This is a genomic window from Streptomyces carminius (genome assembly GCF_002794255.1).
In the GTDB taxonomy this organism is placed as follows: Bacteria; Actinomycetota; Actinomycetes; order Streptomycetales; family Streptomycetaceae; genus Streptomyces; species Streptomyces carminius.
In genome coordinates this window covers 52,320-76,300 of the sequence record NZ_PGGW01000010.1, presented here as the reverse complement: position 1 = coordinate 76,300, position 23,981 = coordinate 52,320, and the positions used below count along the sequence as shown (strand labels likewise).

Annotated in this window: 19 protein-coding genes; 8 read left to right on the top strand and 11 right to left on the bottom strand. The window is 70.3% G+C overall.

What is annotated here, in order from left to right; translation table 11 throughout:
• Nucleotides 1-98: 98 nt before the first annotated feature.
• From CUT44_RS02850 to CUT44_RS02835, 4 genes are all read right to left on the bottom strand, one after another.
• Nucleotides 99-875: a class I SAM-dependent methyltransferase gene (locus CUT44_RS02850; protein ID WP_233221183.1), complete on the bottom strand. Its 777-nt coding sequence runs from the start codon at nucleotides 873-875 to the stop codon at nucleotides 99-101.
• 109 nt (nucleotides 876-984) lie between these two features.
• Nucleotides 985-2,061 (bottom strand): sulfotransferase family protein, encoded by a 1,077-nt coding sequence (locus tag CUT44_RS02845; RefSeq protein WP_100200516.1) that lies wholly within the window; start codon nucleotides 2,059-2,061, stop codon nucleotides 985-987.
• The gene (locus tag CUT44_RS02840; protein ID WP_100200515.1) at nucleotides 2,058-3,734 is read right to left on the bottom strand and encodes a B12-binding domain-containing radical SAM protein; all 1,677 of its coding nucleotides are present in this window, start codon (nucleotides 3,732-3,734) and stop codon (nucleotides 2,058-2,060) included. Before CUT44_RS02840 ends, CUT44_RS02845 begins: the two co-directional genes overlap by 4 nt.
• 36 nt (nucleotides 3,735-3,770) lie before the next feature.
• Nucleotides 3,771-4,784, bottom strand: a complete 1,014-nt coding sequence (locus tag CUT44_RS02835) for a ParB/RepB/Spo0J family partition protein (protein ID WP_233221182.1) — start codon at nucleotides 4,782-4,784, stop codon at nucleotides 3,771-3,773.
• 132 nt (nucleotides 4,785-4,916) lie between these two features.
• On the opposite strand from CUT44_RS02835, the gene CUT44_RS02830 reads away from it, so the two are divergent.
• Complete coding sequence (locus CUT44_RS02830) at nucleotides 4,917-6,080, top strand: sulfatase (protein WP_233221181.1); 1,164 nt, start codon at nucleotides 4,917-4,919, stop codon at nucleotides 6,078-6,080.
• Between the two features lie 364 nt (nucleotides 6,081-6,444).
• On the top strand, nucleotides 6,445-7,728 hold the full coding sequence (locus CUT44_RS02825) for an MFS transporter (RefSeq protein ID WP_233221180.1): 1,284 nt from the start codon (nucleotides 6,445-6,447) through the stop codon (nucleotides 7,726-7,728).
• 77 nt (nucleotides 7,729-7,805) lie between these two features.
• Here the strand turns inward: CUT44_RS02825 and CUT44_RS02820 are convergent, their stop codons facing one another.
• The gene (locus CUT44_RS02820) at nucleotides 7,806-9,851 is read right to left on the bottom strand and encodes an AfsR/SARP family transcriptional regulator (protein ID WP_158239561.1); all 2,046 of its coding nucleotides are present in this window, start codon (nucleotides 9,849-9,851) and stop codon (nucleotides 7,806-7,808) included.
• Nucleotides 9,852-10,222: 371 nt separating this feature from the next.
• On the opposite strand from CUT44_RS02820, the gene CUT44_RS02815 reads away from it, so the two are divergent.
• The 4 genes from CUT44_RS02815 (at nucleotide 10,223) to CUT44_RS02800 (ending at nucleotide 14,458) form a co-directional block, all read left to right on the top strand.
• Nucleotides 10,223-10,675 carry a DUF6027 family protein gene (locus CUT44_RS02815; RefSeq protein ID WP_100200510.1) on the top strand — a complete coding sequence of 151 codons (453 nt, stop codon included), beginning with the start codon at nucleotides 10,223-10,225 and terminating at the stop codon, nucleotides 10,673-10,675.
• Between the two features lie 123 nt (nucleotides 10,676-10,798).
• A complete protein-coding gene (locus tag CUT44_RS02810; RefSeq protein ID WP_100200509.1) occupies nucleotides 10,799-12,220 on the top strand; it encodes a sulfatase-like hydrolase/transferase in 1,422 nt (473 codons plus the stop codon).
• Nucleotides 12,221-12,233: 13 nt separating this feature from the next.
• Nucleotides 12,234-13,268, top strand: coding sequence for a dimethylarginine dimethylaminohydrolase family protein (locus tag CUT44_RS02805; RefSeq protein ID WP_100200508.1), 1,035 nt, complete (start codon nucleotides 12,234-12,236; stop codon nucleotides 13,266-13,268).
• A gap of 269 nt (nucleotides 13,269-13,537) precedes the next feature.
• Nucleotides 13,538-14,458: a glycosyltransferase family 2 protein gene (locus CUT44_RS02800; protein WP_158239560.1), complete on the top strand. Its 921-nt coding sequence runs from the start codon at nucleotides 13,538-13,540 to the stop codon at nucleotides 14,456-14,458.
• Between the two features lie 104 nt (nucleotides 14,459-14,562).
• Here the strand turns inward: CUT44_RS02800 and CUT44_RS02795 are convergent, their stop codons facing one another.
• From CUT44_RS02795 to CUT44_RS02780, 4 genes are all read right to left on the bottom strand, one after another.
• Nucleotides 14,563-15,663, bottom strand: coding sequence for an ABC transporter substrate-binding protein (locus tag CUT44_RS02795; protein WP_100200506.1), 1,101 nt, complete (start codon nucleotides 15,661-15,663; stop codon nucleotides 14,563-14,565).
• A gap of 82 nt (nucleotides 15,664-15,745) precedes the next feature.
• Complete coding sequence (locus CUT44_RS02790; RefSeq protein ID WP_100200505.1) at nucleotides 15,746-16,525, bottom strand: ABC transporter permease; 780 nt, start codon at nucleotides 16,523-16,525, stop codon at nucleotides 15,746-15,748.
• Nucleotides 16,522-17,283: an ABC transporter permease gene (locus CUT44_RS02785; RefSeq protein ID WP_100200504.1), complete on the bottom strand. Its 762-nt coding sequence runs from the start codon at nucleotides 17,281-17,283 to the stop codon at nucleotides 16,522-16,524. Before CUT44_RS02785 ends, CUT44_RS02790 begins: the two co-directional genes overlap by 4 nt.
• Nucleotides 17,280-18,281: an ABC transporter ATP-binding protein gene (locus CUT44_RS02780; protein WP_100200503.1), complete on the bottom strand. Its 1,002-nt coding sequence runs from the start codon at nucleotides 18,279-18,281 to the stop codon at nucleotides 17,280-17,282. The genes CUT44_RS02785 and CUT44_RS02780 overlap by 4 nt, the downstream gene beginning before the upstream one ends.
• Before the next feature lie 503 nt (nucleotides 18,282-18,784).
• Here CUT44_RS02780 and CUT44_RS02770 point away from each other — a divergent pair.
• A complete protein-coding gene (locus tag CUT44_RS02770) occupies nucleotides 18,785-20,227 on the top strand; it encodes an MFS transporter (RefSeq protein WP_100200501.1) in 1,443 nt (480 codons plus the stop codon).
• A gap of 25 nt (nucleotides 20,228-20,252) precedes the next feature.
• On the opposite strand, the gene CUT44_RS02765 is transcribed toward CUT44_RS02770, so the two are convergent.
• Nucleotides 20,253-21,206: a pirin family protein gene (locus CUT44_RS02765; protein ID WP_100200500.1), complete on the bottom strand. Its 954-nt coding sequence runs from the start codon at nucleotides 21,204-21,206 to the stop codon at nucleotides 20,253-20,255.
• A gap of 116 nt (nucleotides 21,207-21,322) precedes the next feature.
• Entirely contained in the window at nucleotides 21,323-21,862 is a 540-nt protein-coding gene (locus CUT44_RS02760; RefSeq protein WP_100200499.1) for an SseB family protein, read from the bottom strand.
• Nucleotides 21,863-22,121: 259 nt separating this feature from the next.
• On the opposite strand from CUT44_RS02760, the gene CUT44_RS02755 reads away from it, so the two are divergent.
• The gene (locus CUT44_RS02755) at nucleotides 22,122-23,948 is read left to right on the top strand and encodes an acyl-CoA dehydrogenase (protein WP_100200498.1); all 1,827 of its coding nucleotides are present in this window, start codon (nucleotides 22,122-22,124) and stop codon (nucleotides 23,946-23,948) included.
• The last annotated feature ends 33 nt before the right edge of the window (nucleotides 23,949-23,981 follow it).

Sequence of the window (23,981 nt, the reverse complement as noted above, 5' to 3'; positions counted from 1 at the left end):
TCGTGTGTTTCCCCCGGCGCCGTCTCGAGGCGGCGGCGCTCCGGCTCCTTCCGCCTGCCCCGCGCCGTGCACGGCGCGGGGCAGGCGGAAGCCCGGTGCTAGGAGTCCGCGGGGCCGGAACGGGGGAGGGACGGTTTGATCCCGGCCGCCAGGACGAACAGCATGTGGTCGACGAACCGGCCGTCGTCCTCGCGGACGGCGTGCAGCTCTCGGAAATCGGGGGAGGCGTCGCGGTAGACAGCGCGGATCGCCTCCCGGCGCTCCTCCTCGATGGCGCCGTTGTCCGACCAGACGTCGACGTCCTCCACGGACACGTACGACCGGGCCTCCTCCGGTTCGCAACCCGCCTCGCGGAGCAGGTCCGTCAGGTCAGCGGGGAGGAAGAAGTGCCGCCGCACGGGGTTGCGCAGCCGCAGGATCTCGAAGTACTCGGCGCGGTCCCGCTCGTCGTACGCGCACAGGTTGATGATCACGACACGGCCGCCGGGCCGCACGACCCGGACCATCTCCTCCACCGCCGCGGGAAGATCCATGAACTGCACACCCTGGCGGCACACGACCAGGTCGAACTCGTCGTCCTCGAAGGGCAGGTCCTCGGCCGACGCCACCACCAGCCGGCTGAGGTGGGGCCCGGCCTGCTCGGCCATCTCCTCGGTGACATCGACCCCGACCACTTCCGCGACCCGTCCGGTGAAGAGTCGTGAGACCAGTCCGGTGCCGCAGGCCACATCGAGCACTCGGTCCCCCTGCCGGGGCGCGGTCATGTCCAGGAGGAGCTCACCGAGTGCGCTGTCGGTGCACCAGGAACTCGACCGGTCATAGGTGGCGGCCCGCAGAGCGAAGTGATGGGTGACGTCGTGTCGGCTGATCGTCAAAGCGACTCCAAGCGGTCGACTCGTGGTGGTGTCCCCCGGCATCCCGGCACCCCCGGTGTCCCGGTGGGACGAGGGGAGAAGGACCCGGCGGAGGCGGGCGGGGCCGGCCTCAGAGCGACCCGCGCCGCGCGGCCGGAGCCGGGCCGCGGACGGGAGGGCGCAACCCGCCTCTCTTCCAGGCTCTGAACCGCAGCCACCTGACGTAGACGTCCCGGCGGAGCCGGGCGCGGTGATTGCCGTCCTTCCGCATCGAGCGGTACTCGATCCGGGCGCGCAGCGACACCGAGCGCAGCGCCACCGCCGACGGCCTCGGATCGCGGACGGTGCCGGCCCGGGCGTCGACCGGATAGCCGAGCGACTGCTTCACCGGCCCGGTCACCTTGTCCACCCACAGGCGCTCACGGGTGCTCAGGCCCTGCCGACCGGCTCCGATCCGGTCGGTACTGACCGGTTGCCCCGCCCTGCGCCACGCGTCGGCGAGAGCGGCCGTCTGCCGCGCGGCGGCGGACGTGTGGTGCCGCAACATGGCCGGCTCCGGCTTCTCCCCGAGGAAGTCGCAGAGTCTGCCGATCTCCTCCTCCGGACGCGACACCAGGTCCTCGTAGCGCAGCAGGTGCACCACGCCGGGGCCCCAGGAGTCGAGCGCGGCCCGCGCCTTCTCCTGCTGCGCCCGCCACAGCCGGGCCATCCGGTAGGGGTGGCTGGGCCCGAAGACCGCGCGCTTCGCCGACGACGCGACGTCGCACGGGTCCCGGACCAGCCAGACGAACCGGGCGTCGGGGAAGACCCGCAGCACATCCGCGACGTGGGCGACCATGAACGTGCTCTTGCACCCCCACCGCGCCTTGCCCGTGGCGGCCCGGTGCTGCTCGTAGATCGCCGCGACGATCCCGAACAGTCCCGGCCCGGCCGGCTCGGCGATGATCCGGTCGGCGCGGATCGGGTGGGGCCACGGGTGGATGTGCCGGCGCAGCAGGCCGAGGGCGTCGCCGACGGCCCGCGCACGGTTCCGCTCCTGCGTCAGATCCCCGTAGGACCCGGCGAGTGGCGCGAGGTACCTCATGAAATGCGGCGGGTGCGGAACGGTGATCCGTGAGTGCGACTCCAGGATGAGTCGCAGCAGGTTCGAACCGGACCGCTCGGTGCCCACGATCAGGACGGGGTGCTCGGCTCCTGGAGCTGTCATGCCTCACCGACGGTGGTCAGCTTCTCCATCCTCTTGGCGCCGCACTCCATCAGACTGCTGCCCGCCGCCGCGACCTCCGGGGCCGCGCATTTGTCGAGGGTGAACCGGTCGGAGCCGGGAACCAGCGGGCCCGCCGCGGAGCTGAACTCGCTGCGCCACCCCGGGCCGGCGTAGGAGGTGGAGCGCTCCTGGCCGTCGTAGGGCTGCGGGTGGAAGTACTGGAAGTGTTCCGGGTAGTGGCGGAACTCCATGACCGGGCCGGGCTGGTAGGAGTCGTAGATGCGCTTGTAGGCGTCCCGGCAGGCACTCTCCGGCAGACCGCTGACGTTGAGGAACTCGTCCTCGTGCAGGGCCTGCTCCACGGACAGCCAGTTGAGGTGGTCGATCTCGGAGCGGATCTGTCCCGAACCGAGGGCCTGCTTGTAGACGGTGGTGCCGGGCATGGCCGAGAGGTACTTCACCCGTGTCACGTGGTTGTAGGTCTCGGCGAACTCGACCATGTGGTTGAGCGACTCCACGCTCTCGTTGGGAAGACCCACGATGAGCAGGGAGCCGAACCGCACCCCGGCGTCGAAGGTGGTGCGCATCGCCCGCACGGTCAGGTTCTCGCTGCTGCCCTTGCGCGCCTCGCGCAGCACCTCGGTGCCGAGCGACTCCACGCCGTAGAGGATGATGTCGCAGCCGGAGTCCCGCATCGCGTTGATCCTGGGAACATCCATGTCGGCGCAGCGGGTGAGGCACGTCCACCGGATGTCGTAGTCCTTGATGACATCGCACATCTCGATGGTCTGCTTGCGGTGCGAACTGAACGTCAGGTCGACGAAGAAGCAGAAGTCGATCCCGTACCGGCTCTTGAGCCAGTCCATGTCCCTGTCCATCTTCTCCTGTGACTTCGCCCTGACCTGGGGCGTCGTTCGGTAGCAGAAGGAGCAGTCCATCTTGCAGCCGCGGCTGTAGGAGGAGATCACCTGCGGCTGCATGCCCATCGGGCTGTGGTACTGCGGCCACAGGTCGAGCCGCATCCTCGGCAGCGCGTCGAGGTCCATCATCTGGCCCCTCGGCCGGGTGCGCTTCGGCTCGCCCTCCGGGGTGCGGTAGCAGATGCCGCGGATGTTGGGGAGGTCGCGGGTCCACTTGCCGGCGGTGTAGCTCTCCATCAGTTCGAGGATGGTGACCTCACCCTCGCTGACGACGACGATGTCCGCCGCGGTGTGCTTCATGAACACGTGCGGGACGGAGGTGGCCAGTGAACCACCGGCGATGATGGGCATGTCGGGTGCCGACGCCCGGACCTTCGCCATCAGTTCGCGGCAGAAGGGGAAGTTGTCCTCGAACGTGCACACGCCCAGCACATCGGTCTCCCCGATGATCTGGTCGTACGCCGTCTTCAGGGGATCGAGGGCGTAGCGGACGTCGACGATCTTCACCGGGTAGCCGGCGTTGAACAACACCGTGGAGATGTAGCTCGCGCCCTCGTAGGGCGAGGTGAGGAAGAACTCCCAGCCACGCGGCATGGTGAACGGTGACGGGCCGACGACCAGCGTGAAGCGGGGCTTCGACGGATCGGTCGGGACTGGCGTCGCGTCCTGCTCACGCATCTGGGTCATGAAGTGATGGTCGACCAGTTCATCGGCGTTCGCGTACAGCTCCAGGGCAAGGGATTTGGGTGCCACGGGACGCTCCTAGTTCGGCTGGCTTTCCTTACGCTTTCAGCCGCTGATCCGCCGGTCACCGTCATATGCGACAGTGTGCGATTGCGTCGCGAACTCGTGCCAGAACTTGGCATACTCGCCCGCGAGATCAGCGATGATCTCGGAACAGTGCTGAGGGACGCCATCGACGAGCCGATCCCACCTTTGCACGACTTGAGCCTGCGCGTCGAGCAACCTCAGCAGGGTGCGGCCGGTCTCCGTGGAACGCAGGGACGGGTCCCTGAGCAACCGCTGCACGAGGATCGCCGGGTTCCGGGCCCGGTCCCGCAGCTCGCCGGGGGAGGGCGGCTGCCGCTCGTCCGTCTTGGCGGGCCCGCCTTTCCGGGCGTCGGCGCTCCGCCGCCGCTCCCGGTCGGGCACCGGGTCACGCCCCGAGGCCAGCCTCTCGCGCACGTCGTGGGCGGTGCCGACGGAGACCCGGGCCTCCTTGGCGACGAGGCGTAACGGCATGCCGGGATTGGCGGCGATCAGCCGGCCGGCCCGCTCCCGGCCGGCCGCGGCGCTGATCGGGCGCACCCGGCCGTCCTGGCCGACGCGATGGTTCAAGGGAAGAATGTCCCCGGTCGAACACCGGCGGATGGCGGCTACTGTCTTCGGCGACAGACCGCTGACCCGCGCGATGGCGCGATCCGACCAGTGCGGGTGGGACCTGACTATGCGGGTGGCCGCCGCGGTACGGTCCGACTGCGTCAGCGGCAGTCCGTGCCTCGCATTGCTCTGTACCGCCAGGATGAAGGCGTCCGACTCCGACCCGTCGAAGAACCGGACGGCGATTTCCGGCCGACCGCGCAGCACGGCGACCCGCAACCGGTGCATTCCGTCTATCACCCGCATGGTGGGGCGGTGGACGAGGATGGGAGGCAGTTCTTCTTCGGACTCCATGAGGACCTGAACATGCTTCAGGTCCTCTCCTTCGAGGCGGGGGCAGTCCGCCACGGACAGGGAGTCGACCGGAACCAGGTGCACCGGATCTTCCGGTGTGTCAATTTTTCTTTCTCCCTCGGGCGACAACGGGCCTCCACTTGCGGATTCACAGTGAAAAAGTCGGCTGGCGGGGCACAGCGGAACCCCCATCCGACAGGGTATGAGCCGGCGGTCAATATCCGATCAATGGTCGATCAATAGCGGATGGAAGGGCAACAAGTGCGGAACATTCTGTTCGTCTCCCTGGACACCGTCCGAGCCGATGTCGCCTACTCGGGCAAGATGCCGGGCATAGAGTCCCTCCGGCGCAACGGCATAACCTTCCGCCAGGCCATCTCGTCGGCGCCGTTCACCCCCAGCAGCCACGCGAGCGTCTTCACCGGGCTGCAGCCCGCCCGGCACGGCATCCGCCACCTCCTGCGCGAGCAGCTCGCCCCACAGGCCACCACACTGGCCGAGCGGCTGAAATCCGCCGGTTACGCCACCGGGGCGGTGGTCTCCTGTCCGGGACTGAACAAGTGGTACGGAATGAACCGCGGGTTCGACCACTACGACGACGAGATCCCGCTTCTGCCCGACGGGAGCGACCCGCTGACGACTCCGGACGTCAAGAAGCGCGGCCTGGCCCTGAAACGAGCACCCCTGGTGGTGGAGCGCGCCCTGGACTGGCTGGGACGTCAGGACGGGCCGTTCTTCCTCTTCGCCCACTTCTTCGACGCCCACTGGCCGTACGAGCCCCCTGAGGACTTCTGCCCCGAGGCGGCCAACCCCTATGAGGGCGAGGTGGCCTACAGCGACCACTACCTCCAGGTCCTGCTGCGGGGCATCGAGGAGCTGGGCCACTCGCCGGCGGACACTCTGATCGTGTGCTTCTCCGATCACGGCGAGGACTTGGCGGGGTGGTACCCCAACGATCACGCGGGCCCCCTCGGGCACCCCTACGAGGAGGGCCACGGCTGTCTGCTGTTCGACACCACCCAGCACGTGCCGCTCGTCATCGGCGGCCCCGGACTGCCGGCCGGTGTCGAAGTCGATTGCCAGGTGCGGCTGGTGGACATCGCACCGACCGTGCTGGATCTGCTGGGCATGGCCGGGGACGACTTCGACGGTCTGTCGCTCACCGAGTTCTTCCGCCCCGAGGGCGGGGGCACCTCACGACCCGCGTACAGCGAGACCTACTACCCGGAGGAGCGCCGGGCCGGCGGGGAGTACCCCGGCTTGGCTCCGCTGGCCGCGGTACGGCTGCAGGACGACGACCAGGGCGGCCGGACGAAGGTGGTCTGGGAGATCGGCACGGACACGGTGGAGCTCTACGACCTGCGGTCCGACCCGGACGAGCACAACGGGCAGACCCTGTCGTCCCCGGTGACCCCGCGGCCCTGACCGCGGCCGAACGCCGGACGGCGCGTCCGGGTGGGGAACTCCCTCCGCCGCATGCCCGGAACCGCGGTGCGGCGGGGCCGCGCCGGGGCCGGTGACGCGCGTGCGGGTTCCGGCGTCAGCTGTGCCCGGCCCCGGTGACCCGGTCCGCGGAGGACGGCCGGCGAGGACCGGCCAGGAGCCGCGCGCACCCGCCCCACCAGGTCTCTTCGCACCGCGGCCGACCGGTCGCCGGAGGACGACGGAAAGGATGCACTGTGGTTGAAGACGCGAACCCCCGGAGCCGGAGTTGAAGGTCGCCGAAAGCGTTGAAGTCGCGGAGACGGGACCCACGCGTGCCGACCGTACGGTGTCCCGCAGAGTCCTGGTGGGAAGCACCATCGGCAGCGCCATCGAGTGGTACGACTTCTACCTCTACTCGACGGCTTCGGCTCTGGTTCTCGGGCCGCTCTTCTTCCCCAACCAGTCACCCACCGCGGGCGTACTCGCCTCCTTCGCCACATATGCCGCCGGATTCGTCGCCCGGCCTCTGGGCGGCGTCATCTTCGGGCACTTCGGGGACCGGATCGGCCGCAAGTCCATGCTGGTCCTCACCCTGATCATCATGGGTACGGCCACCTTCCTCGTGGGCGTGCTGCCGACGTACGAACAGGCAGGTGTCCTGGCCCCGATCCTCCTGGTGCTCCTGCGGGTGCTGCAGGGCATCGGTCTCGGCGGCGAGTGGGGCGGGGGCGTGCTCATGAGCGGCGAGCACGCGCCCCTCAACCGCCGCGGTCTGTTCGCCAGTTTCCCCGCGAGCGGCTTCCCCCTCGGACTGTTCGGAAGCGCCGTGGTGTTCCGGTTGGTCTCCCAGCTGCCGGAGGACCAGCTCATGACCTGGGGCTGGCGGCTGCCGTTCCTCGCCTCCATCGTCCTGGTGTTCGTGGGCGTGTTCGTCCGGCTCGGGGTGACGGAGTCGCCGGAGTTCGTGCACGTCCGGGAGACGGGAGGGCGGAGCAGGGTGCCGTTGACCGGTGTGTTCCAGCAGGGCTGGGCGCCCGTTCTGCGCGGTGCGTTCGCCTCTCTCGGACTGGCCATGATAGTCAGCATCTACTCGGTCTACCTGCTGTCCTTCGCCTCCTCGGGGCCGCATGACGGGCAGGGCGCGAAAGTGCTGAACGGGCTGCTGATCGGTGCGCTGGCGGAGGCGGTGCTCCTGCCGGTCGCCGGTCTGCTGTCCGACCTCCTGGGGCGCCGTCCCGTTCTCCTCTTCGGGTACACGGTGTGCGCGCTGGTGAGCCTGGTGGCGCCGCAATGGCTGCTCTCGGGCGACCAGACCCTGATCGTTCTGACCTTCCTGCTGGCCATGGGAATCGGGCACGCCGCGGTCTACGGCGCCATCTCGGCGTTCCTGATCGACATGTTCCCGCCCGAGCACCGGTACTCGGCCCTTGCGGTGACGTACCAGCTCGGCGCGACGGCAGCCAGTTTCGGCCCCTTGGCGGCCGTTGCCATCGCGGGGTCGGTGCACACTGCCACGCCGGGGATCCTGCTGCTGTGGGGCTGTCTGGCGGCGGCCGCCGTCGCGGTGGCCGCCGGTCGGATCCCCCGGCCCGGTGAGGTGTCGGCGCGGCCGGTTCGACAGGAGGCGGAACGAACGGGAACGGCCTGATCCGCACGCCCGGTGCGTGACCGCGCCGCGTGCTCCGCCGTGTGCTCCGCGACCGCCGCGCCCGGCCGGCGACAGGGTCACCGGCCTGCCCGGCCCTCCGTGGCGGTACGCGGGCAGCCGTCGCGAACCAGGCTTCCCCTCGCGCACGTCCCCGTGAAACGGGCCAACGGCGATGAGCAGGTCCACGGCGAGACACAGCAACTCGGCCCGGCGCGCCGGACGTCGGCCGGCCGCGCGGGGTGCGGGACCTTGCCGGGTTCCTCGACGTTCCGGCGCTGTGCCGCGTACACGTCGGGGAAGCGCGGATCCGGGGCGGGCAGCGGGCCGGGGAGCCGGATCACCTCGCCGTCCGTGCCGTCGTCCTGCTCCCGCTGCCGGGCGAAGACGCCGAGCAGGTCGTGGTGGCGGTAACGCCCGGGACCGGGCGACTCCAGCATGGCCGCGTCGACCAGCGACTCCAGCAGTTCCTCCGCCGCGCCCTCGTCCAGCGCCAGCAGCGCGGCGGCCGCCGGCACCCCGACCTCGGGCAGCCGCGCCACCGCCAGCAGGTGGAAGGCCCGTGCCTGCTCGGGCGTGAGCCGCCGGTAGCCCGTCCCGAGCACGGCACCGACGGAGACCTCCCCGACGCGCAGCTCGGCGATCCTGTGCTCCTCGTCGCGGAGACGGGCCAGGAGCACGGCGATCGACCACAGGGGCCGGGCGGACAGCCGGCCGGCGGCGATCCGGACGGCCAGCGGCAGGAAAGCGCAGACCTCGACGAGCTCCTGGGCCTGTTCCCGTTCCGCCGCGAGGCGCCGCCGCCCGATCACCGTGCCGAGCAGCTCGAGCGCCTCTTCGGAGGAGAAGGGCCTCAGGCCGAACTGGTAGACCACAGGAGCCCCGGACAGGAGGGACCGGCTGGTCACGATGACACCGCACCCGTCCGTTCCGGGCAGCAGGTCCCTTACCTGGGCCGTGTCGCGCACGTTGTCCAGCACCAGGAGCACCCGCCGACCGGAAAGCACGGACCGGAACAGCTTGCCGCGTTCGCCGGGCGTGTCGGGGACTTCCCCGGCCGGAACGCCAAGCGCGGCGAGGAAGCCGGCCAGCACCGCACCGGGATCGGCGGGGGTGTCGCCGTCACCGCGCAGGTCCGCGAACAGCTGCCCGTCCGGGTAGGCGTGACGTACACGGTGCGCGACGTGGAGCGCCAGGGCGGTTTTGCCGATACCGCCCATGCCGTTGATCGCCACCGAGAGCGCCGCTCCACCGCGCGGCGCGGTGAGCAGGTCGTACAGCTCGGCGACGTCGGACGACCGCCCGGTGAAGTCCGGCAGGCCGGGCGGCAGCTGTGCCGGGACCGGCACCGCGGGGCGGCTCCCCTCCCGCGGACGGCCCGGACGCGTGCCGGGCCTCCACCCGGTGCGCCGCCCGGGGGGCGGATCCCCCGCCGGCCGCCCCGGACCGCTCTCCAGGATCCTGCGCTGCAACATCAGCAGGTCGGCTCCGGGGTCGATGCCCTGTTCCGCCACGAGCCTGTTCCTGAAATCGCTGAACACGGCCAGGGCGTCCGCTTTCCTCCCGGCCGCGTACAGCGCCCGCATCAGCAGTGCGTGCGGGCCCTCGTGCAGGGGGTGAGAGGCCGCCAACTCGATCAGGGCGGGGATGGCCGCGCCATGCTGCCCCCTGACCAGCGCGAGGTCGAACCACTCCTCCTGGATGGCGATCCGCAGTTCCTCCAGCCTCGCGCGCTGCCGCTGTGCGAAGGGGCCCGGCACACCGGCCAACGGGTCGCCGCGCCACAGCCGCAGGGCCTGCTCCAGCAGACCGGCCGCCTTCTCCCGGTGCCCGGAGGCACGGGCCTGCGTCGCCGCACGGAACAACGACTCGGCGTGCCAGGTGTCCAGGGCCGTCTCGGATACCTTCGTCCGGTAACCGTCCCCCACCGACACGAGAATCCGCGGTTCCGCGCGGCCGGGCTCCAGCAGCCTGCGCAACTGCCAGACGTAGGTCCGCACGGTCGTCACGGCCCGGGCCGGAGGTCTCTCCCCCCACAGCGCCCTGATGAGCGTGGTCATGGACACCGCGCGCCCCTGGTACAGGAGCAGTGTGGCGAGTACGGCTTGCTGCTGCGGTGGACCCACGGAGGCCTCGGTGTCACCTCGGCAGGACCGAAACTCTCCCAGCAGGACGAAACGAACACCGTGCGCCATACTGCAGGCCTTCCCTACTCCCGCTGCCGCGCCAGGCTCGTGCGGCGGACACCATCCTCGTGTCACTCAGGACCGAGCGGTCGTTCGCATGCCGTTACTCGAAGGATAGGACAGAAAGCCGAACAGCCGGGTGAAAACCGGCCATGGGTCGGTTCGGGACCAGCGCGGCGGGCCGAATGCGAGTCACTCGCACTTTCCCGGCGGGACGGACCTCCGGTCGCTCCGGAAACGGGAACGTTGCGCGGCCGTGTGTCCACAGCAATACTCACCCCGACCTGTCGGAATCCGGAAGGGAGATCCGGATGGCGAGTGAATCCTCCGGGACGGATACATGGACCAGTGAGGACGGTCAGGACGTGGTGTGCCTGCGCCGCTGGCGGGGCACCTGGCCGCAGGACGACCCGCACGCCAACTTCAAGTCGGACGTCGTGGCCTACGGCCTGCTCGACCCGCTGCACACCGTGCGCGGCATGTCCCGCAACCTGGACATCCCCGTCGGGGCCATCGCCCGGTACGTCCTGGCGCGGTGGGCCACCGGCGGCAGCGGCGGCCTGCTCGAGATCGGCCCGGTGATGGTCCGGCGGCTCTGGGAGCCCGTCGCCCGGGCCGAGAGCGCCGGCACCGACGAGGCGCGGCTCGCCGCGTACGACCAGCTCCGGCAGATGCTCTCCTGGCTGAAGCTGCCCCTGGACGACCCGGAGATCTATCCCGCGCAAACGGAGAAGGGCGGTGCGGAGAGTCCGGCCGGGGACTGACGGCTCCGGCCGGCCCGCCGCGACACGGCCCTTCACACGCCCTTCAACCGGGGGCGTTCCCCAGTCGAACACGATCTCCCCGCCCGTCGCAGTCCGCCGAAGGCCCCGCTGGAGGTGCACCCCGTGCATGAGCCGAGCCACTACGACCACGTCGTCCTCGTGTCCGTCGACACACTGCGCAGCGACGCGATGTCCGCGCACCCGAAGCCGCTGTGGCCGCACACCTACCGGAACATCCGCCCGGTGCGCACCACGGTGCTGGACACACTGGCCTCCCAGGGGGCGTACTTCCCGAACATGATCAGCGCCGCGCCCTACACCGCGGCCTCGCACGGTGCGATATTCACCGGCCAGTACCCGCTCCACAACGGCCTGCACGAATTCTACAACGGCTCCCTGAGGGCGCCTTCGGTATTCACCTACGGCCGGCGCGACGGCCGCCGTACGGTGATGAAGGTTGATTTCCCCATCATTCTCGGTAAAGAACTCGGCTTCACCCGGGACATCGACACATATCTCACGGAGGATGACGACGCCTTTGTCGAGGCCGTGGCATCGGCGGACCGCACCGTCGCACTCGCCCACTTCGGCGGTGTTCATGTCCCGTACGGATTCCACAACCTGACACTGGGAGGCGACGTCTACCGGGCGAAGGTGGCCGAACTGGAGGCCGGGCTCCCGGACGAGCTGCCCTTCGTCGACCGCCTGGTGGAGACGTACCGTGACCCCGAGGACGCGGACCTGCTGATGCGGTACAAGCGTGTCGTCACGTATCTGCACCAACAGGGCGCCTACGACCGGCTCTTCCAGCTGTACCTCGACGGCGTGGAGCACTTCCTCGCCACGCGTCTGAGCACCTTCCTGGAGCGGCTCACGGAACGGGTCGCCGCCACCGGCAGGCGGATGCTGCTGGTCCTGTTCGCCGACCACGGCGAGGAGTTCGACGAGCAGACCAACGGGCACTTCAACTCCATGTCCGAGGGCGTGCTGCGGGTCCCGCTGATCATCGTCGGGGACGGGGTCCGGCCGGGCATCCACGAACGGCGCATCCGTACGGTCGACATCGCGCCCACCGTGCTGGAGCTGGCCGGCGTCCCCGTCCCCGCGACGAGGGGCTTCGACGGACGTTCCCTTGCCTCCGTGGCACGCGGCGAGGAACTCCTCGACGGGGACGCGCCCGCCCTCGCCGAGTCCTACAACGTCGAGCTGAACGACTTCATCGCCTTCCAGGAGCGGCAGCTCAGTGGCCGGCCCCCGGGGCCGCTGCCGCACTTCCTGGTCGGGCACGCCGCCTACCTGGGAGACCGCAGGGTGGTACGGATGGTCCGGCGCTACTCCGACGCGCTCCGGCGCGCCACACCGTGCGACGACGTGCGCGTCGAACGGTTCGATGCCGACGGCGTGCCCCGGCCGGCCCCGGACGACGACGGCGCCGACCTCCTGGCCATGCTCGACGACTACCGCACCGCCCTGCGGGAGCCCGAGCAGACCATGGTCACCGACGAGATGCGCGGCCAGCTCCGCTCTCTCGGCTACTCGGTCTGAGCGGCTCCCGGACATGGACACCACGTCCTCCCCTCGGCCGGACCGGCCCAGCACCCTGGGCGGGCCCGGCTGGGTGCCACGGTCCGGCAGCCACGCCGCGGAGATCGCCGCGGGCCGGATCTGGACACGCTGCGGCTACCGCTCGGAGACCGATCCCCTGCGGGCCGTACTCCTCGCCCGGCCGCCCGACAGCCTCGAAGCGGTGAGCGACGCCCGCGGGCACCTGATGACGGACCGGGTCGACCTCGGACGACTGCGGGCCCAGACGGACGCGGTGGCCGAGGTGTTCCGGGCGGAGGGCGTCACGGTCCATGTGTCCCACCCACCGCCGGACGCCCCGCCCAACGTGGTGTTCCTGCGCGACCTGTTCCTGGCCACTCCCGAGGGAGTGGTGCTGGGGCGGACCGCGTCGGCGCAGCGGGCCGGGGAGGAGCGCCACGCGGCGCTCGCACTGGCCCGGCTCGGCATCCCGATCCTGCACACCGTCCGGGGGACGGCCTCGTTCGAGGGAGCCGACGCACTGTGGATCGACGACGAAACGGTGCTGGTCGGCTCGGGGTTCCGTACGAACGCGGCCGGGGTTCTCGCGCTGCGGCAGGTACTGGGCGAACAGGGCGTGACGGTGCTCCCCGTACCGCTCGGCCCCGGGGTGCAGCACCTGCTCGGCTCGCTGGTTCCGGTCGGCCCGCGACAGGCGGTCCTGCACTCGGCCACCGTGGGGGAGGAAGTGCGGGCCGCCCTGCGCGCCCGGGACTACGAGCTGATCGAGTTCGAGCCCGACGACGAGGTGGTGCGCTCCCGCAGTCTCAATCTCGTCACGCTCGCTCCCGGGCGGGTCCTCATGCCGGACGGATGCCCGCGCACCCGCCGGCGGCTGGAGGCAGCCGGTGTCCGGACCCGGGTGGTGGATGTCGGCGAGTACGTCCGGGCGGCCGGCGCACTCGGTTGCCTCACGGGCATCCTGCACCGGTCGGCCGACCCGCAGCCGGCGGATCAGGCCCGTGCCGCCGGGGCCGATGCGGAGGCGGAGGGAGCACCGAAGCTATAGACTCAACCCCCGCCACATACCCGGTCGGTCGTCCGCCGCGGCCTGTCTTCGGGACGCGTTCCGAGGTGATCCCGGCACGGGAAGAGCCGCGCCGTCCCGCAGGACCTCGCGAGTGGTTCGCCGGGACCGTCCGCCGACCGGTGCCGCCCGCCGACGGCCGGCGCTCCCGAGTTCGGCCGACGGCGCTGTTCTCCGGACACACCGGGACCGACCGCAGTTCGTCCACAGAACTCTTCCGCCACCGCCCCGAAGTCCTGAGAGGAACCCCCGTGCTGGTCAGTGTCATCATTCCCACCCACAACCGCCCGGAACGGCTGGCCGTCGCGCTGCAGAGCGTGCGGACCCTGGACTTCGACAGTCGGCAGCTCGAGGTCATCGTCGTCAACGACCATGGTTCCCCCGTCGACGACGTGGTCGAGGAAGCGGGCCGGTACATGAACGTGCAGCTCATCGACCAGCCTTCCCAGAGCGGCCCTTCGGCGGCGCGCAACCGCGGACTGGAGGTCGCCCGGGGCGAGTTCGTCGCCTTCCTCGACGACGACGACGTCTTCAGCCCGCAGCACCTGGCCGGCACCCTCCCCCTGCTGCGGGACGGGGCCGACCTCGTCTACGTCAACATCAACATCGCGCGGACACGGGTCACCGGCACGACGATCGACGACGCCGAGGTCTTCGTCCGGCTCGACTTCCCCTTCGACCGCGGGCTCCTGGACGTCACCAACCACTTCGCGCCGTCGGCCGTGGTGTGCCGTTCCCCCCGGTCCGCCGGGGCGTTCTTCGACACCGCGCTGTCCGTCGAGGAGGACTGGGACTTCTTCCTGAAGCTGGCGCACGGGCACGGTTACCGGGTGGTGCACCAGCCTCAGGTCGCCATCGCCCTGCACCGGATCCCCGGTGTCGACAGCCTGACGACGCCGACCTCCGACGACATCGCGGCCCTGAAGACCTACGAGGACAACTGGCACCTGATCTGCGAACGCTGGCCGGCCACCACCGAGCGCGCACAGCAGGTGCGCCGGTTCATGCCGGTCATGTACCAGATGGCGTACGCCAGGCTCGAGGCGGGCGTTCCCCTGGACCACCACTACTACGAGCGCACGCTCCAGGTCCTCTACCGTGCGCTCGGCGATCCCCAGCCGTCCCCCGAGCAGGTCGAGGACGAGCTGCGAGCGGCCCTGGACGGTCGCTGACGCCCGGACGGCCGCCCCGCCCCGCCCCGCCCCGCGGGGCGGGGCGGGGGACGGGGAGCGGGACGAGCACCCGTGTTCCCGCCTCCCGTGGACGACGGGCATCGTCACACGCGGGTACGCCCCCGGTAGACGGCGTCGAGAACGCTGTTGTCGACGACCTCGTCCGCCTCCGGCAGATCCTTGACGCCCGCGGCACGGAGCCCGGCGTACATGGGTCCGCCCAGCCGCCCGGCGTCCATGCGGAACAGGCCCTTCCTGCGTGTCAGATCGTTCTCCATGAACGAGATCTGGACCTCGTTCCCGCGCGTCTGCTCCGTGAGGTCCAGGCCGAGATCGGCACCGTACTTCCCGACCACCAGGCGTGCCGCGTGCTCGGGGTCCTCGAAGTTGTCCTGCCAGCCCCGAAGGGTGGCGCGCATGAACCGCTCCATGACGTTCCCCCGCTGCCTCAGGAACTTCCGCCCGCAGTACACGATGGTCGCGTAGGCGGGCAGTCCCAGCGATTCGTAGGTGACGGTGACGAAGTCCTTGCCGGGCTTCATCCCGTGCTTGACCCTCAGGGTGATCGGCTCACTTGTCATATAGCAGGTGAGGACCTTGCCCTTCTTCTCCAGGAGCGGATCGACGCTGGAACCGGCGGGGACGAACTCGTAGTCCTTCTTCAGCCCCGCCAGGTCGAAGATCGCGTTGATCTGCGGTTTGGCCCCGACCTGGCCCAGGATCCTGGCCCCTGTCAGGTCCCGGGGCTCCCGTACCGGGTCGGACGCCAGAGAGAGCAGCCCACCCGGGTTCGTCTGGAGGGCGGCCCCCACCATCCTGAAGTCGTTGCCCTTGGCAATGGCCTGCAGCAATATCTGCATGTTGGCGTGCACGCCGATGTCAGCCTGGCCGTTGGCCAGCAGGATGGTGGTGTCCGGGGCGTTCGGCCCGCCCTCCTGGAATTCGACGCTGAGGTTTTCCTCCGCGTAGTAACCGGCTGCGTCCGCGTTCCAGAAACCGGCGAACTCGATGTCGTTGAGCCAGCCGAGCGCCACGCGGACCCTGTCGGCCGACGATGACGCCCGGGCACCGCCGTCGTCGCCGCATCCGGCGAGCAGGCCACCCCCGAGGGCCACGCCCCCCGCGGCGCCGGCCACCTTCAGTAAGCGCCTGCGGGACCAGGCGGGCGCGGACTCGTTCTGCCGGGAAATACGGTCTGCAGGCATGAGGTACGGCTTTCTCGTGTGAGGTGGGGAGAACAACGGCACGGGGCGGGACGGTGCGGGACAGACCACCGGCCCGGAGAGGTCAACGGAACAGGACGGAGTAGCGCTGCTCGACACCACGGGCGGCCACGAAGGAGGCGACGGAGACCACGGTGGCGATCAGTGCGCCGCCCCAGGCGCGCTGCGGCGCCATGAAGATCGTCGCCTCGGCGAAGAGAGTGCCCAGACCGTCCCGGCCGAGCAGGTACTCCGCCAGCATCGCGGCGAGCACCGCCGTGGGGGCCGTGAGCCGCAGGGCGACAAGGAGTCGGGGGACCGCGTGCGGCAGCAGCAGTCTGCGCAGCACCATCGGGCGGGAGGCGCCGAGGACGGCGAACATGTCGGTCATGGCAGCCGGCGCCGATCGCAGTCCCGACAGGACCATCACGAAGGTGGGAAAGAACGAGACCAGGGTGGTGACCGTGGTCACCGCGGCGGCGCCGTACCCGGTCACGAAGGCGATCACCGGGATCATCGCCACGACGGGGACCGACCGCATGATCAGCATCAGAGGCGTCAACAGGCCCTCCAGCAGCCGCGAGGACCAGACGGCGACGGCGCAGCACACCCCGAGCCCCATACCGAGACTCAGCCCGACGACCGAGTTCAGCAGCGTGTGCGCGAGAGCGTCCGTATAGGCGGAGGGATTGCCGACGACGTCGCTCACCACCGAGTACGGCGCGGGCACCACGATCTCGTTGAGGTTCCGGACACGGACCCATGTCTCCCAGGCGAGCACCAGCGCCAGCACTGTCCAGTACCTGCTGAGCACCGCCCCCAGTGCCGCCGTCAGGCGCCGGAGCGGCGTGCCGGAGGTACTCACTGGAACCTCCAGACGAGCTGGGAGCGCAGGGCGCACACCACCGCGTAGGAGGCCATGGCCAGCAGCGCGGCGGCCATGCCGGCCGCCCACAACAGCAGTGTCTGGTGGTTCTGCATCGTGCTGACCAGGAGCGTGCCCAGCCCGCGCGGCGCGCCGAGCCACTCGCCCACGATGGCACCGAGAACGGCCGCCGGGGCCGCCTGGGTGAGGCCGTCGAGTGCCATCGGCACCGAGGCGGGCAGCCGCAGCCGCAGCAGTGTGGTGGTCCGTGACGCGCCGAGCGCCGCCAGCACGTCGTGGTGCGCTCCGCTCGCCGCGTCGAGCCCGGACGTCATGGAGACGAACATGACGAACCCGACCGCCAGCGCCGCGACCACGGCAGGGCTGTCCTCGCGGCCCACGCCGGCGATCAGCAGAGGGCCGAGTGCGATCAGCGGAATGGCGTTGACGACGGCGGCCAGCCGGTCCAGACCCGCCCTGAGCACGGGCAGCAGCACACCGAGCACCGCGACGGCGACCGCTGCCAGTGTCCCCGCCAGCAGCCCGATCCCGGCCTCGCCGGCGGTGGTGCCCAGCGACCTCACGAGCAGTTCGCGGGTGGCGGGGACCCACAGGAGGTCCAGCACACGGCTGAGCGGCGGCCAGCTGCCGCCGAACACCTCCAGCCGTCCGACGGCCTCCATCAGGGCGACCGCCAGTACGGCGCCCGCCGCCACCGGCAGGGCGTCGCGCACCCCGCCGGTCCGTCCCGGCCTCATCGCGCACGCCTTGGCAGCAGACGCCGGCCCGACCGCGTGTCGCCGTCCTCCTCGGGGAAGGCGCCGCTCTCGAGGTCGCCGTCCAGCAGTGCCGTGAGCCTGTCGACGATGTCGTGGAACGCCGCTTCCCGCGTCAGCCGGCCGCTGCGCGGACGGCTCAGGCCGACCTCTTCCACGTGCCGCACCCGGCCCGGCCGGCCGGTCAGGACCACCACGCGGTCGGCGAGCAGCACCGCCTCCGCCACGTCATGGGTCACCAGGAGGGTGGTGATGCGCCGCTCCGTCCAGATGCGGGCCAGCTCGAAGTTGAGGCGGCGCCGCGTCACCGCGTCCAGCGAGCCGAACGGTTCGTCCAGAAGCAACACTTCGGGGTCGAGCGCGAGCGCCCGGGCGACGGCGGCCCGCTGGCACATGCCTCCCGACAACTGGCGGGGACGCGCCTCGGCGAAGTCCGTCAGTCCGGTCAGCCGGAGAAGTTCGGCGATTCTGGCGCGGTCGACCGGTCGGCCTGCGACCCTGAAGGGCAGTGCGATGTTCTCGGCCACGCTCGCCCAGGGCAGCAACGCGTGCTGCTGGAAGGCGACGCTGAGCCGGTGCTCCCCGACCAGCGCGGCAGGCGGGCGGCCATCCACCCGGACCTGGCCCGCGGTGGGCTCCTCAAGACCGGCGAGCAGCCGCAGCACGGTGGACTTCCCGCAGCCGGACGGTCCGAGCAGACTCACGAACTCGCCCTTCCCGACGGTGAGATCCACGCCGTCGAGTGCCACGGTGACACGGCGTCTCAGTGGGAAGTGTTTGGTGACCCCGCTCAGCTCCAGAGCGGTCTGCCCTCGATCGGCGGCGGCCCCCGGCCCGGGACGCTCGTCGTCGAGGCCGGCGGAAACCCCCGCCCCCCTCTTGTTCCTCTTCTCGTCGGCGACGATCCCGTCCTCGCTTCCCGCACCGGAGACGGTCAGCGGTATCGAGGCAGGTATCGAGGCAGGTGCGGACTCACCCATCGCATCACTCCCAGATCGGGTGACCGCCGAGGCACCACTCGATGTGCTCCGAGGCGGAGACGGCTCCACGGCCGTCTCCCTCCACCAGGTCGTGGGGGGATCCGGCGAGGCACCGAGGACCGGCCGGTACTCCGTCACGACCGTCCGGCCCGCCTCCCCCGCACTCGTTCCTCCGAGCACGAACTGCGTGTACCCCGTGTACTGCTTCGGCGATCCGTAAGTGCTGGCTGCCCGGCTCCAGCAGGCCATCTCCAGCGGAGATTAATACAGGGGACTCGTTCGTTGCCATGGTGTTCAATACTCCTACCGGCCCGCGCGTCCCAGAGCCCGGCCACCAGTCGCCACCCCGCCGTCGGCCGGACACGCGCCTGCGGACTGCGCCTGCCCCGACACCCCACCGGTCCGATCCACGCCCGCCACACACCGGTGCGGAGAACCGTCCGCCACGGGGCCACCGGCCGGAATCGTGACGCCCCGCAGCCGATCACACAGGAAGAGAACGGATGAGTCGCTTAACGAAAGCACGGGAGCACACGGTCCGGAACAGGACCGGGCGGGCAGTCCCGGCCTGGGCGGTGCTCACCGTGGTGTGCGGTGGACAGTTCCTCATCGTGCTCGACATCTCCGTGGTCAATGTGGCACTGCCGTCCATACGCTCCGATCTGGGGCTCGGCGAGACCGGACTGCAGTGGGTGGTCAACGCCTACACCCTCACCTTCGCCGGTTTCCTGCTGCTGGGCGGCAGGATCGCCGATCTCTTCGGCCGCGAGAGGACCTTCCTTTTCGGCCTCGGCCTGTTCACGGCGGCCAGTCTCGTCGGCGGCCTCGCCCAGGGTCCCTGGATGCTGGTGACCGCCCGCGCCGTACAGGGTCTCGGCGCCGCAGTGCTCGCGCCGGCCACGTTGTCGATCATCACCACCTCGTTTCCCGAGGGCGTCAGACGCACCCGGGCCATCGGCACCTGGACCGCGGTCGGCGCCGGCGGCGGAGCCGCGGGCGGCCTGGTCGGCGGGGTGCTCACCGACTTCCTCTCCTGGCGCTGGGTACTGCTGGTCAACGTGCCGGTCGGAGCGGTGCTGCTGGTGGGCGCCGTGCTCTGTCTCCCCACGAACCGCGGCGGTCTCTCCCGGCGGCTCGACGTGTTCGGCGCCCTGCTGGTCACCGTTGGTGTCGCCGCGCTGGCGTACGGCATCGCGGCGAGCGAGTCGCACGGCTGGGGCTCCGGTCGCTCGACGCTGCCGATCGCCGCGGCCCTGGCCGGTCTCGTGCTCTTCGGCCGACTCCAGTCGCGTGCCGCCGAGCCCCTCATCCCGCCGCGCCTCTTCCTCATCCGCTCGGTGTCCACCGCGAACACGGTCCTGCTCGCCATCGGCGCGGCGACCTTCTGCGTCTGGTACTTCCTTTCCCTGTACATGCAGAACGTGCTTCACTACAGTCCCGTACGCACCGGCCTCTGCTTCCTTCCGCACACCGTCGCCGTCATCGTGGGCTCCAAGCTGGCGCCCCGGCTGATGAGCCACGTGGACGGACGGCTGATCGGCGCGGCCGGCGGCCTGTTGGCGGCCGTCGGCATGGCCTGGCAGAGTACGCTCACCGCGCATGGCACTTTCGTCGGCACGATCCTGGGACCGGGCATCCTGATGATGACCGGCGCGGGGCTGCTGATGACGCCGATCACCACGGCGGCCACCTCCGGAGTGCCGGCCGCCGACCAGGGAGTCGTCTCCGGACTGCTCAACACCTCCAGCCAGCTGGGCGGTGCGCTCGGCTTGACGGTCCTCGTCACGGCGGCGGCCGACCGGATCTCCTCGCTCCCGGGGCCGGCCGGTGCCGAGGAGGCGCTCGCCTCGGGTTACTCGCTCGCCTTCCGAATCGGCGTGGTCTTCCTGCTGGCCGGTACCGCCCTGATCGCGCTGCTGCCCAAGCCCGTACCGCGGCAGACGTGACCGACGGCCTCGCGCGGGACCGCCGTCAGAGGAGATCGGCCGGAATCTTCCCCAGCCGTCCCGCCTTGAAGTCGTCGAACGCCTGGGCCAGCTCGGCGTGGCTGTTCATCACGAACGGCCCGTAGTGTGCCACCGGCTCACGGATCGGCAGACCGCCGAGCAGGACCACCTCGAAGTTCGCGCTACGGGAGTCCTGGTTCCCGGCGGCCCGGACGGTGAGCGCGTCGCCGTCGCCGAAGACGACCGACTGCCCCGTGCCGAAGGGCTGCCGCTCCCCGCCGGCGAATCCCTGGCCCGCGAGGCCGTACGCGAGGGCGTTGAAGTCCGGTCGCCAGGGCAGCGTGACCTCCGCACCGGGACTGACCGAGGCATGGATCATCGTTATCGGTGTGTGCGTGACGCCCGGCCCTTCGTGACCGTTCATCTCACCCGCGATGACCCGCAGGAGCGCACCGCCGTCACTGGACGCCAGCAGCTTGACGCTGCCGCCGCGGATGTCCTGGTAGCGGGGGTCGGTCATCTTGTCCTTGGCCGGCAGGTTGACCCACAGCTGCAGGCCGTGGAAGAGGCCGCCGGACATGACCAGTTCCTCGGGCGGGGTCTCGATGTGCAGGAGGCCGGAGCCCGCGGTCATCCACTGGGTGTCGCCGTCGGTGATGGTGCCGCCGCCACCGTGCGAGTCCCGGTGGATGAAGGTGCCGTCGATGATGTACGTGACGGTCTCGAAGCCGCGGTGCGGATGCCAGGGGGTCCCCTTGGGCTCGCCGGCCCCGTAGTCCACCTCGCCCATCTGGTCCATCATGATGAACGGGTCCAGATACCTGTGGTCGATCGCGGCGAACGCCCGCCGTACCGGGAAGCCCTCCCCCTCGAAACCGGAGGGTGCCGTGACCAGCTGCAGGACGCGGCGTGGCCGGGCGCCCACGGGAACTGTGACACGCGGCAGCGCGAGCGGGTTCTCGGCAGTGATCGCGGGCATCGGGATCTCCTCGGGAGGTCTTGGGACACCCAGGATATTTCAATGTTCAACCGAAGGCCAGTGCCCCGCCGAAGACCAGTGCCCCGCTCCGGCCGCGCGGCCGGTCGCGCCCGGCGTCAGCCGTACATCCGGCGCATCGCGAAGTCGACCATCTCCTCCACCGCCTTGGCGTCGAAGACGATCCGGTGCTCGCCCTCCATGTCCAGCACGAAGCCGTAGCCGGACGGCAGCAGGTCGAGCACCTCCGCGCCGGTGATGACGAAGTACTTGGACTCCTTGCCCGCGTACGCGCGCAGTTCCTTGAGCGTGGTGAACATCGGGATCACCGGCTGCTGGGTGCTGTGCAGCGCCAGAAAGCCGGGGGTGTCACCGCGCGGGCAGTACACCTTGGAGGTGGCGAAGACCGCCTGGAAGTCCTCCGGGGTCAGCACGCCCGTGGTGAAGGCCTTCACCGCCTCGGCCAGCGAGGGCGGCGACGGCTCGGGGTAGAGCGGCTGCTCGCCGTAGGGCGGCTGCTGCTGGGCGTAGTGCTGCTGCTGTCCGGCGTGCGCACCGTGCGCGCCGTGGCCAGAGTGCCCGGAGTGCCCCGGGTGGCCGCCGTGGCCCGGATGACCGGCGTGCCGGCCCGCGTTCCCGGTCTGGTCGTAGCCGTACATGGACGCAAGAGTACTGACTCCCCGGCCGCCCCATGCCCGTACCGGCGGCTTCCGGCCCCGGCTTCGCGATCTGCCCGGACAGCGGCGCGGCGGCCCGGTACGGTCCGGGGGACGAGCCGCACGGGGAGTTGGGTCACAGTCGGGAGGTATGGGGTTGATTCTTATTACCGGCGGGTAGCATGATGGGAGCTACTTATCGGTACGCGTCTGTGAAGAGGACTCCCCTCCTCCCTGTCTATCCCACTACGGAGCCGTCGCCATGGGGCACTACAAGTCGAATCTCCGCGACCTCGAGTTCAACCTCTTCGAGGTCCTCGGCCGTGACACGGTGTACGGCACCGGCCCGTTCGCGGAGATGGACGTCGAGACCGCCAGGAGCGTGCTGTCCGAGGTCGCGCGGCTGGCCGAGAACGAGCTGGCCGCCTCCTTCGAGGACGCCGACCGCAACCCGCCGGTGTTCGACCCGGAGACCGGCACCGCGCCGGTCCCGGCCACCTTCAGGAAGAGCTACCAGGCATACATGGACGCCGAGTGGTGGCGGCTGGGCATCCCGGAGGGCATCGGCGGCACCAACGCCCCGCGCTCCCTGCTGTGGGCCTTCGCCGAGACCATCCTCGGCGCCAACCCGGCGGTGTGGATGTACGCGTCCGGGCCGGCCTTCGCCGGTGTCCTGCACGAGGAGGGCACCGAGGAGCAGCGGAAGATAGCGCAGCTGATGGTGGACCGGCAGTGGGGCTCCACCATGGTGCTCACCGAGCCCGACGCCGGCTCCGACGTCGGCGCCGGCCGTACGAAGGCGGTCCGGCAGGACGACGGCAGCTGGCACATCGAGGGCGTCAAGCGCTTCATCACCTCGGGCGAGCACGACATGTCCGAGAACATCGTGCACTTCGTCCTCGCCCGCCCCGAGGGCCACGGCCCGGGCACCAAGGGCCTGTCGCTGTTCATCGTGCCGAAGTACGACTTCGACTGGTCCACCGGTGAGCTCGGCGGGCGCAACGGCGTCCACGCCACCAACGTCGAGCACAAGATGGGCCTGAAGGCCTCCAACACCTGCGAGCTGACCTTCGGCGCCAACGCCCCCGCCAAGGGCTGGCTGATGGGCGAGAAGCACGACGGCATCCGCCAGATGTTCAAGATCATCGAGTTCGCGCGGATGATGGTCGGCACGAAGGCCATCGCCACCCTCTCCACCGGCTACCTCAACGCGCTGGAGTACGCGAAGGAGCGCGTCCAGGGCGCCGACCTGACCCGGTCCACGGACAAGACCGCCCCGCGCGTCACCATCACCCACCACCCCGACGTGCGCCGCTCGCTGATGCTGCAGAAGGCGTACGCCGAGGGCATGCGCTCCCTGGTGCTCTACACCGCAGCCGTCCAGGACGCGGTGCAGGTCAAGGAGGCGAACGGCGAGGACGCCACCGAAGCCAAGCGCCTCAACGACCTGCTGCTGCCGATCGTCAAGGGCTACGGCTCGGAGAAGTCCTACGAGCAGCTCGCCCAGTCCCTGCAGACCTTCGGCGGCTCCGGCTACCTGCAGGAGTACCCGATCGAGCAGTACATCCGGGACGCCAAGATCGACACCCTCTACGAGGGCACCACGGCGATCCAGGGCCAGGACTACTTCTTCCGCAAGATCGTCCGCGACCAGGGCCAGGCGCTGACCGCCCTGTCCGAGGAGATCAAGAAGTTCCTGGCGGAGGCCGCCGGCGGCGAGGAGCTCGCCGACGCCCGCGACCGGCTCGCCAGGGCCGCGGGCGACCTGGAGGCCATCGTCGGCACCATGCTGACCGACCTGGCCGCCACCGAGAAGGACGTGAAGTCCATCTACAAGGTCGGCCTGAACACCACCGGGCTGCTGATGGCCTCCGGTGACGTCGTCGTCGGCTACCTGCTGCTCAAGGGCGCCGCCGTGGCCGCCGACAAGCTGCCGGACGCCTCCGCCAGGGACAAGGCGTTCTACACGGGCAAGATCGCCGCGGCGAAGTTCTTCGCGGCGAACGTCCTGCCGGGCGTCGCGGTCCAGCGGCAGATCACCGAGGCCACCGACCTGTCGGTGATGGAGCTGGACGAGTCCGCCTTCTGAGCCACTGAGCCGCCGGCCCGCCGCGCGGGCCGG

Coding starts and splice junctions, on each gene's coding strand:
- CUT44_RS02785 (WP_100200504.1), bottom strand. CDS start 17,283: ATGAGGCCGGGACGGACCGGCGGGGTGCGCGACGCCCTGCCGGTGGCG.
- CUT44_RS02780 (WP_100200503.1), bottom strand. CDS start 18,281: ATGGGTGAGTCCGCACCTGCCTCGATACCTGCCTCGATACCGCTGACC.
- CUT44_RS02815 (WP_100200510.1), top strand. CDS start 10,223: ATGGCGAGTGAATCCTCCGGGACGGATACATGGACCAGTGAGGACGGT.
- CUT44_RS02755 (WP_100200498.1), top strand. CDS start 22,122: ATGGGGCACTACAAGTCGAATCTCCGCGACCTCGAGTTCAACCTCTTC.
- CUT44_RS02795 (WP_100200506.1), bottom strand. CDS start 15,663: ATGCCTGCAGACCGTATTTCCCGGCAGAACGAGTCCGCGCCCGCCTGG.
- CUT44_RS02765 (WP_100200500.1), bottom strand. CDS start 21,206: ATGCCCGCGATCACTGCCGAGAACCCGCTCGCGCTGCCGCGTGTCACA.
- CUT44_RS02770 (WP_100200501.1), top strand. CDS start 18,785: ATGAGTCGCTTAACGAAAGCACGGGAGCACACGGTCCGGAACAGGACC.
- CUT44_RS02805 (WP_100200508.1), top strand. CDS start 12,234: ATGGACACCACGTCCTCCCCTCGGCCGGACCGGCCCAGCACCCTGGGC.
- CUT44_RS02760 (WP_100200499.1), bottom strand. CDS start 21,862: ATGTACGGCTACGACCAGACCGGGAACGCGGGCCGGCACGCCGGTCAT.
- CUT44_RS02845 (WP_100200516.1), bottom strand. CDS start 2,061: ATGACAGCTCCAGGAGCCGAGCACCCCGTCCTGATCGTGGGCACCGAG.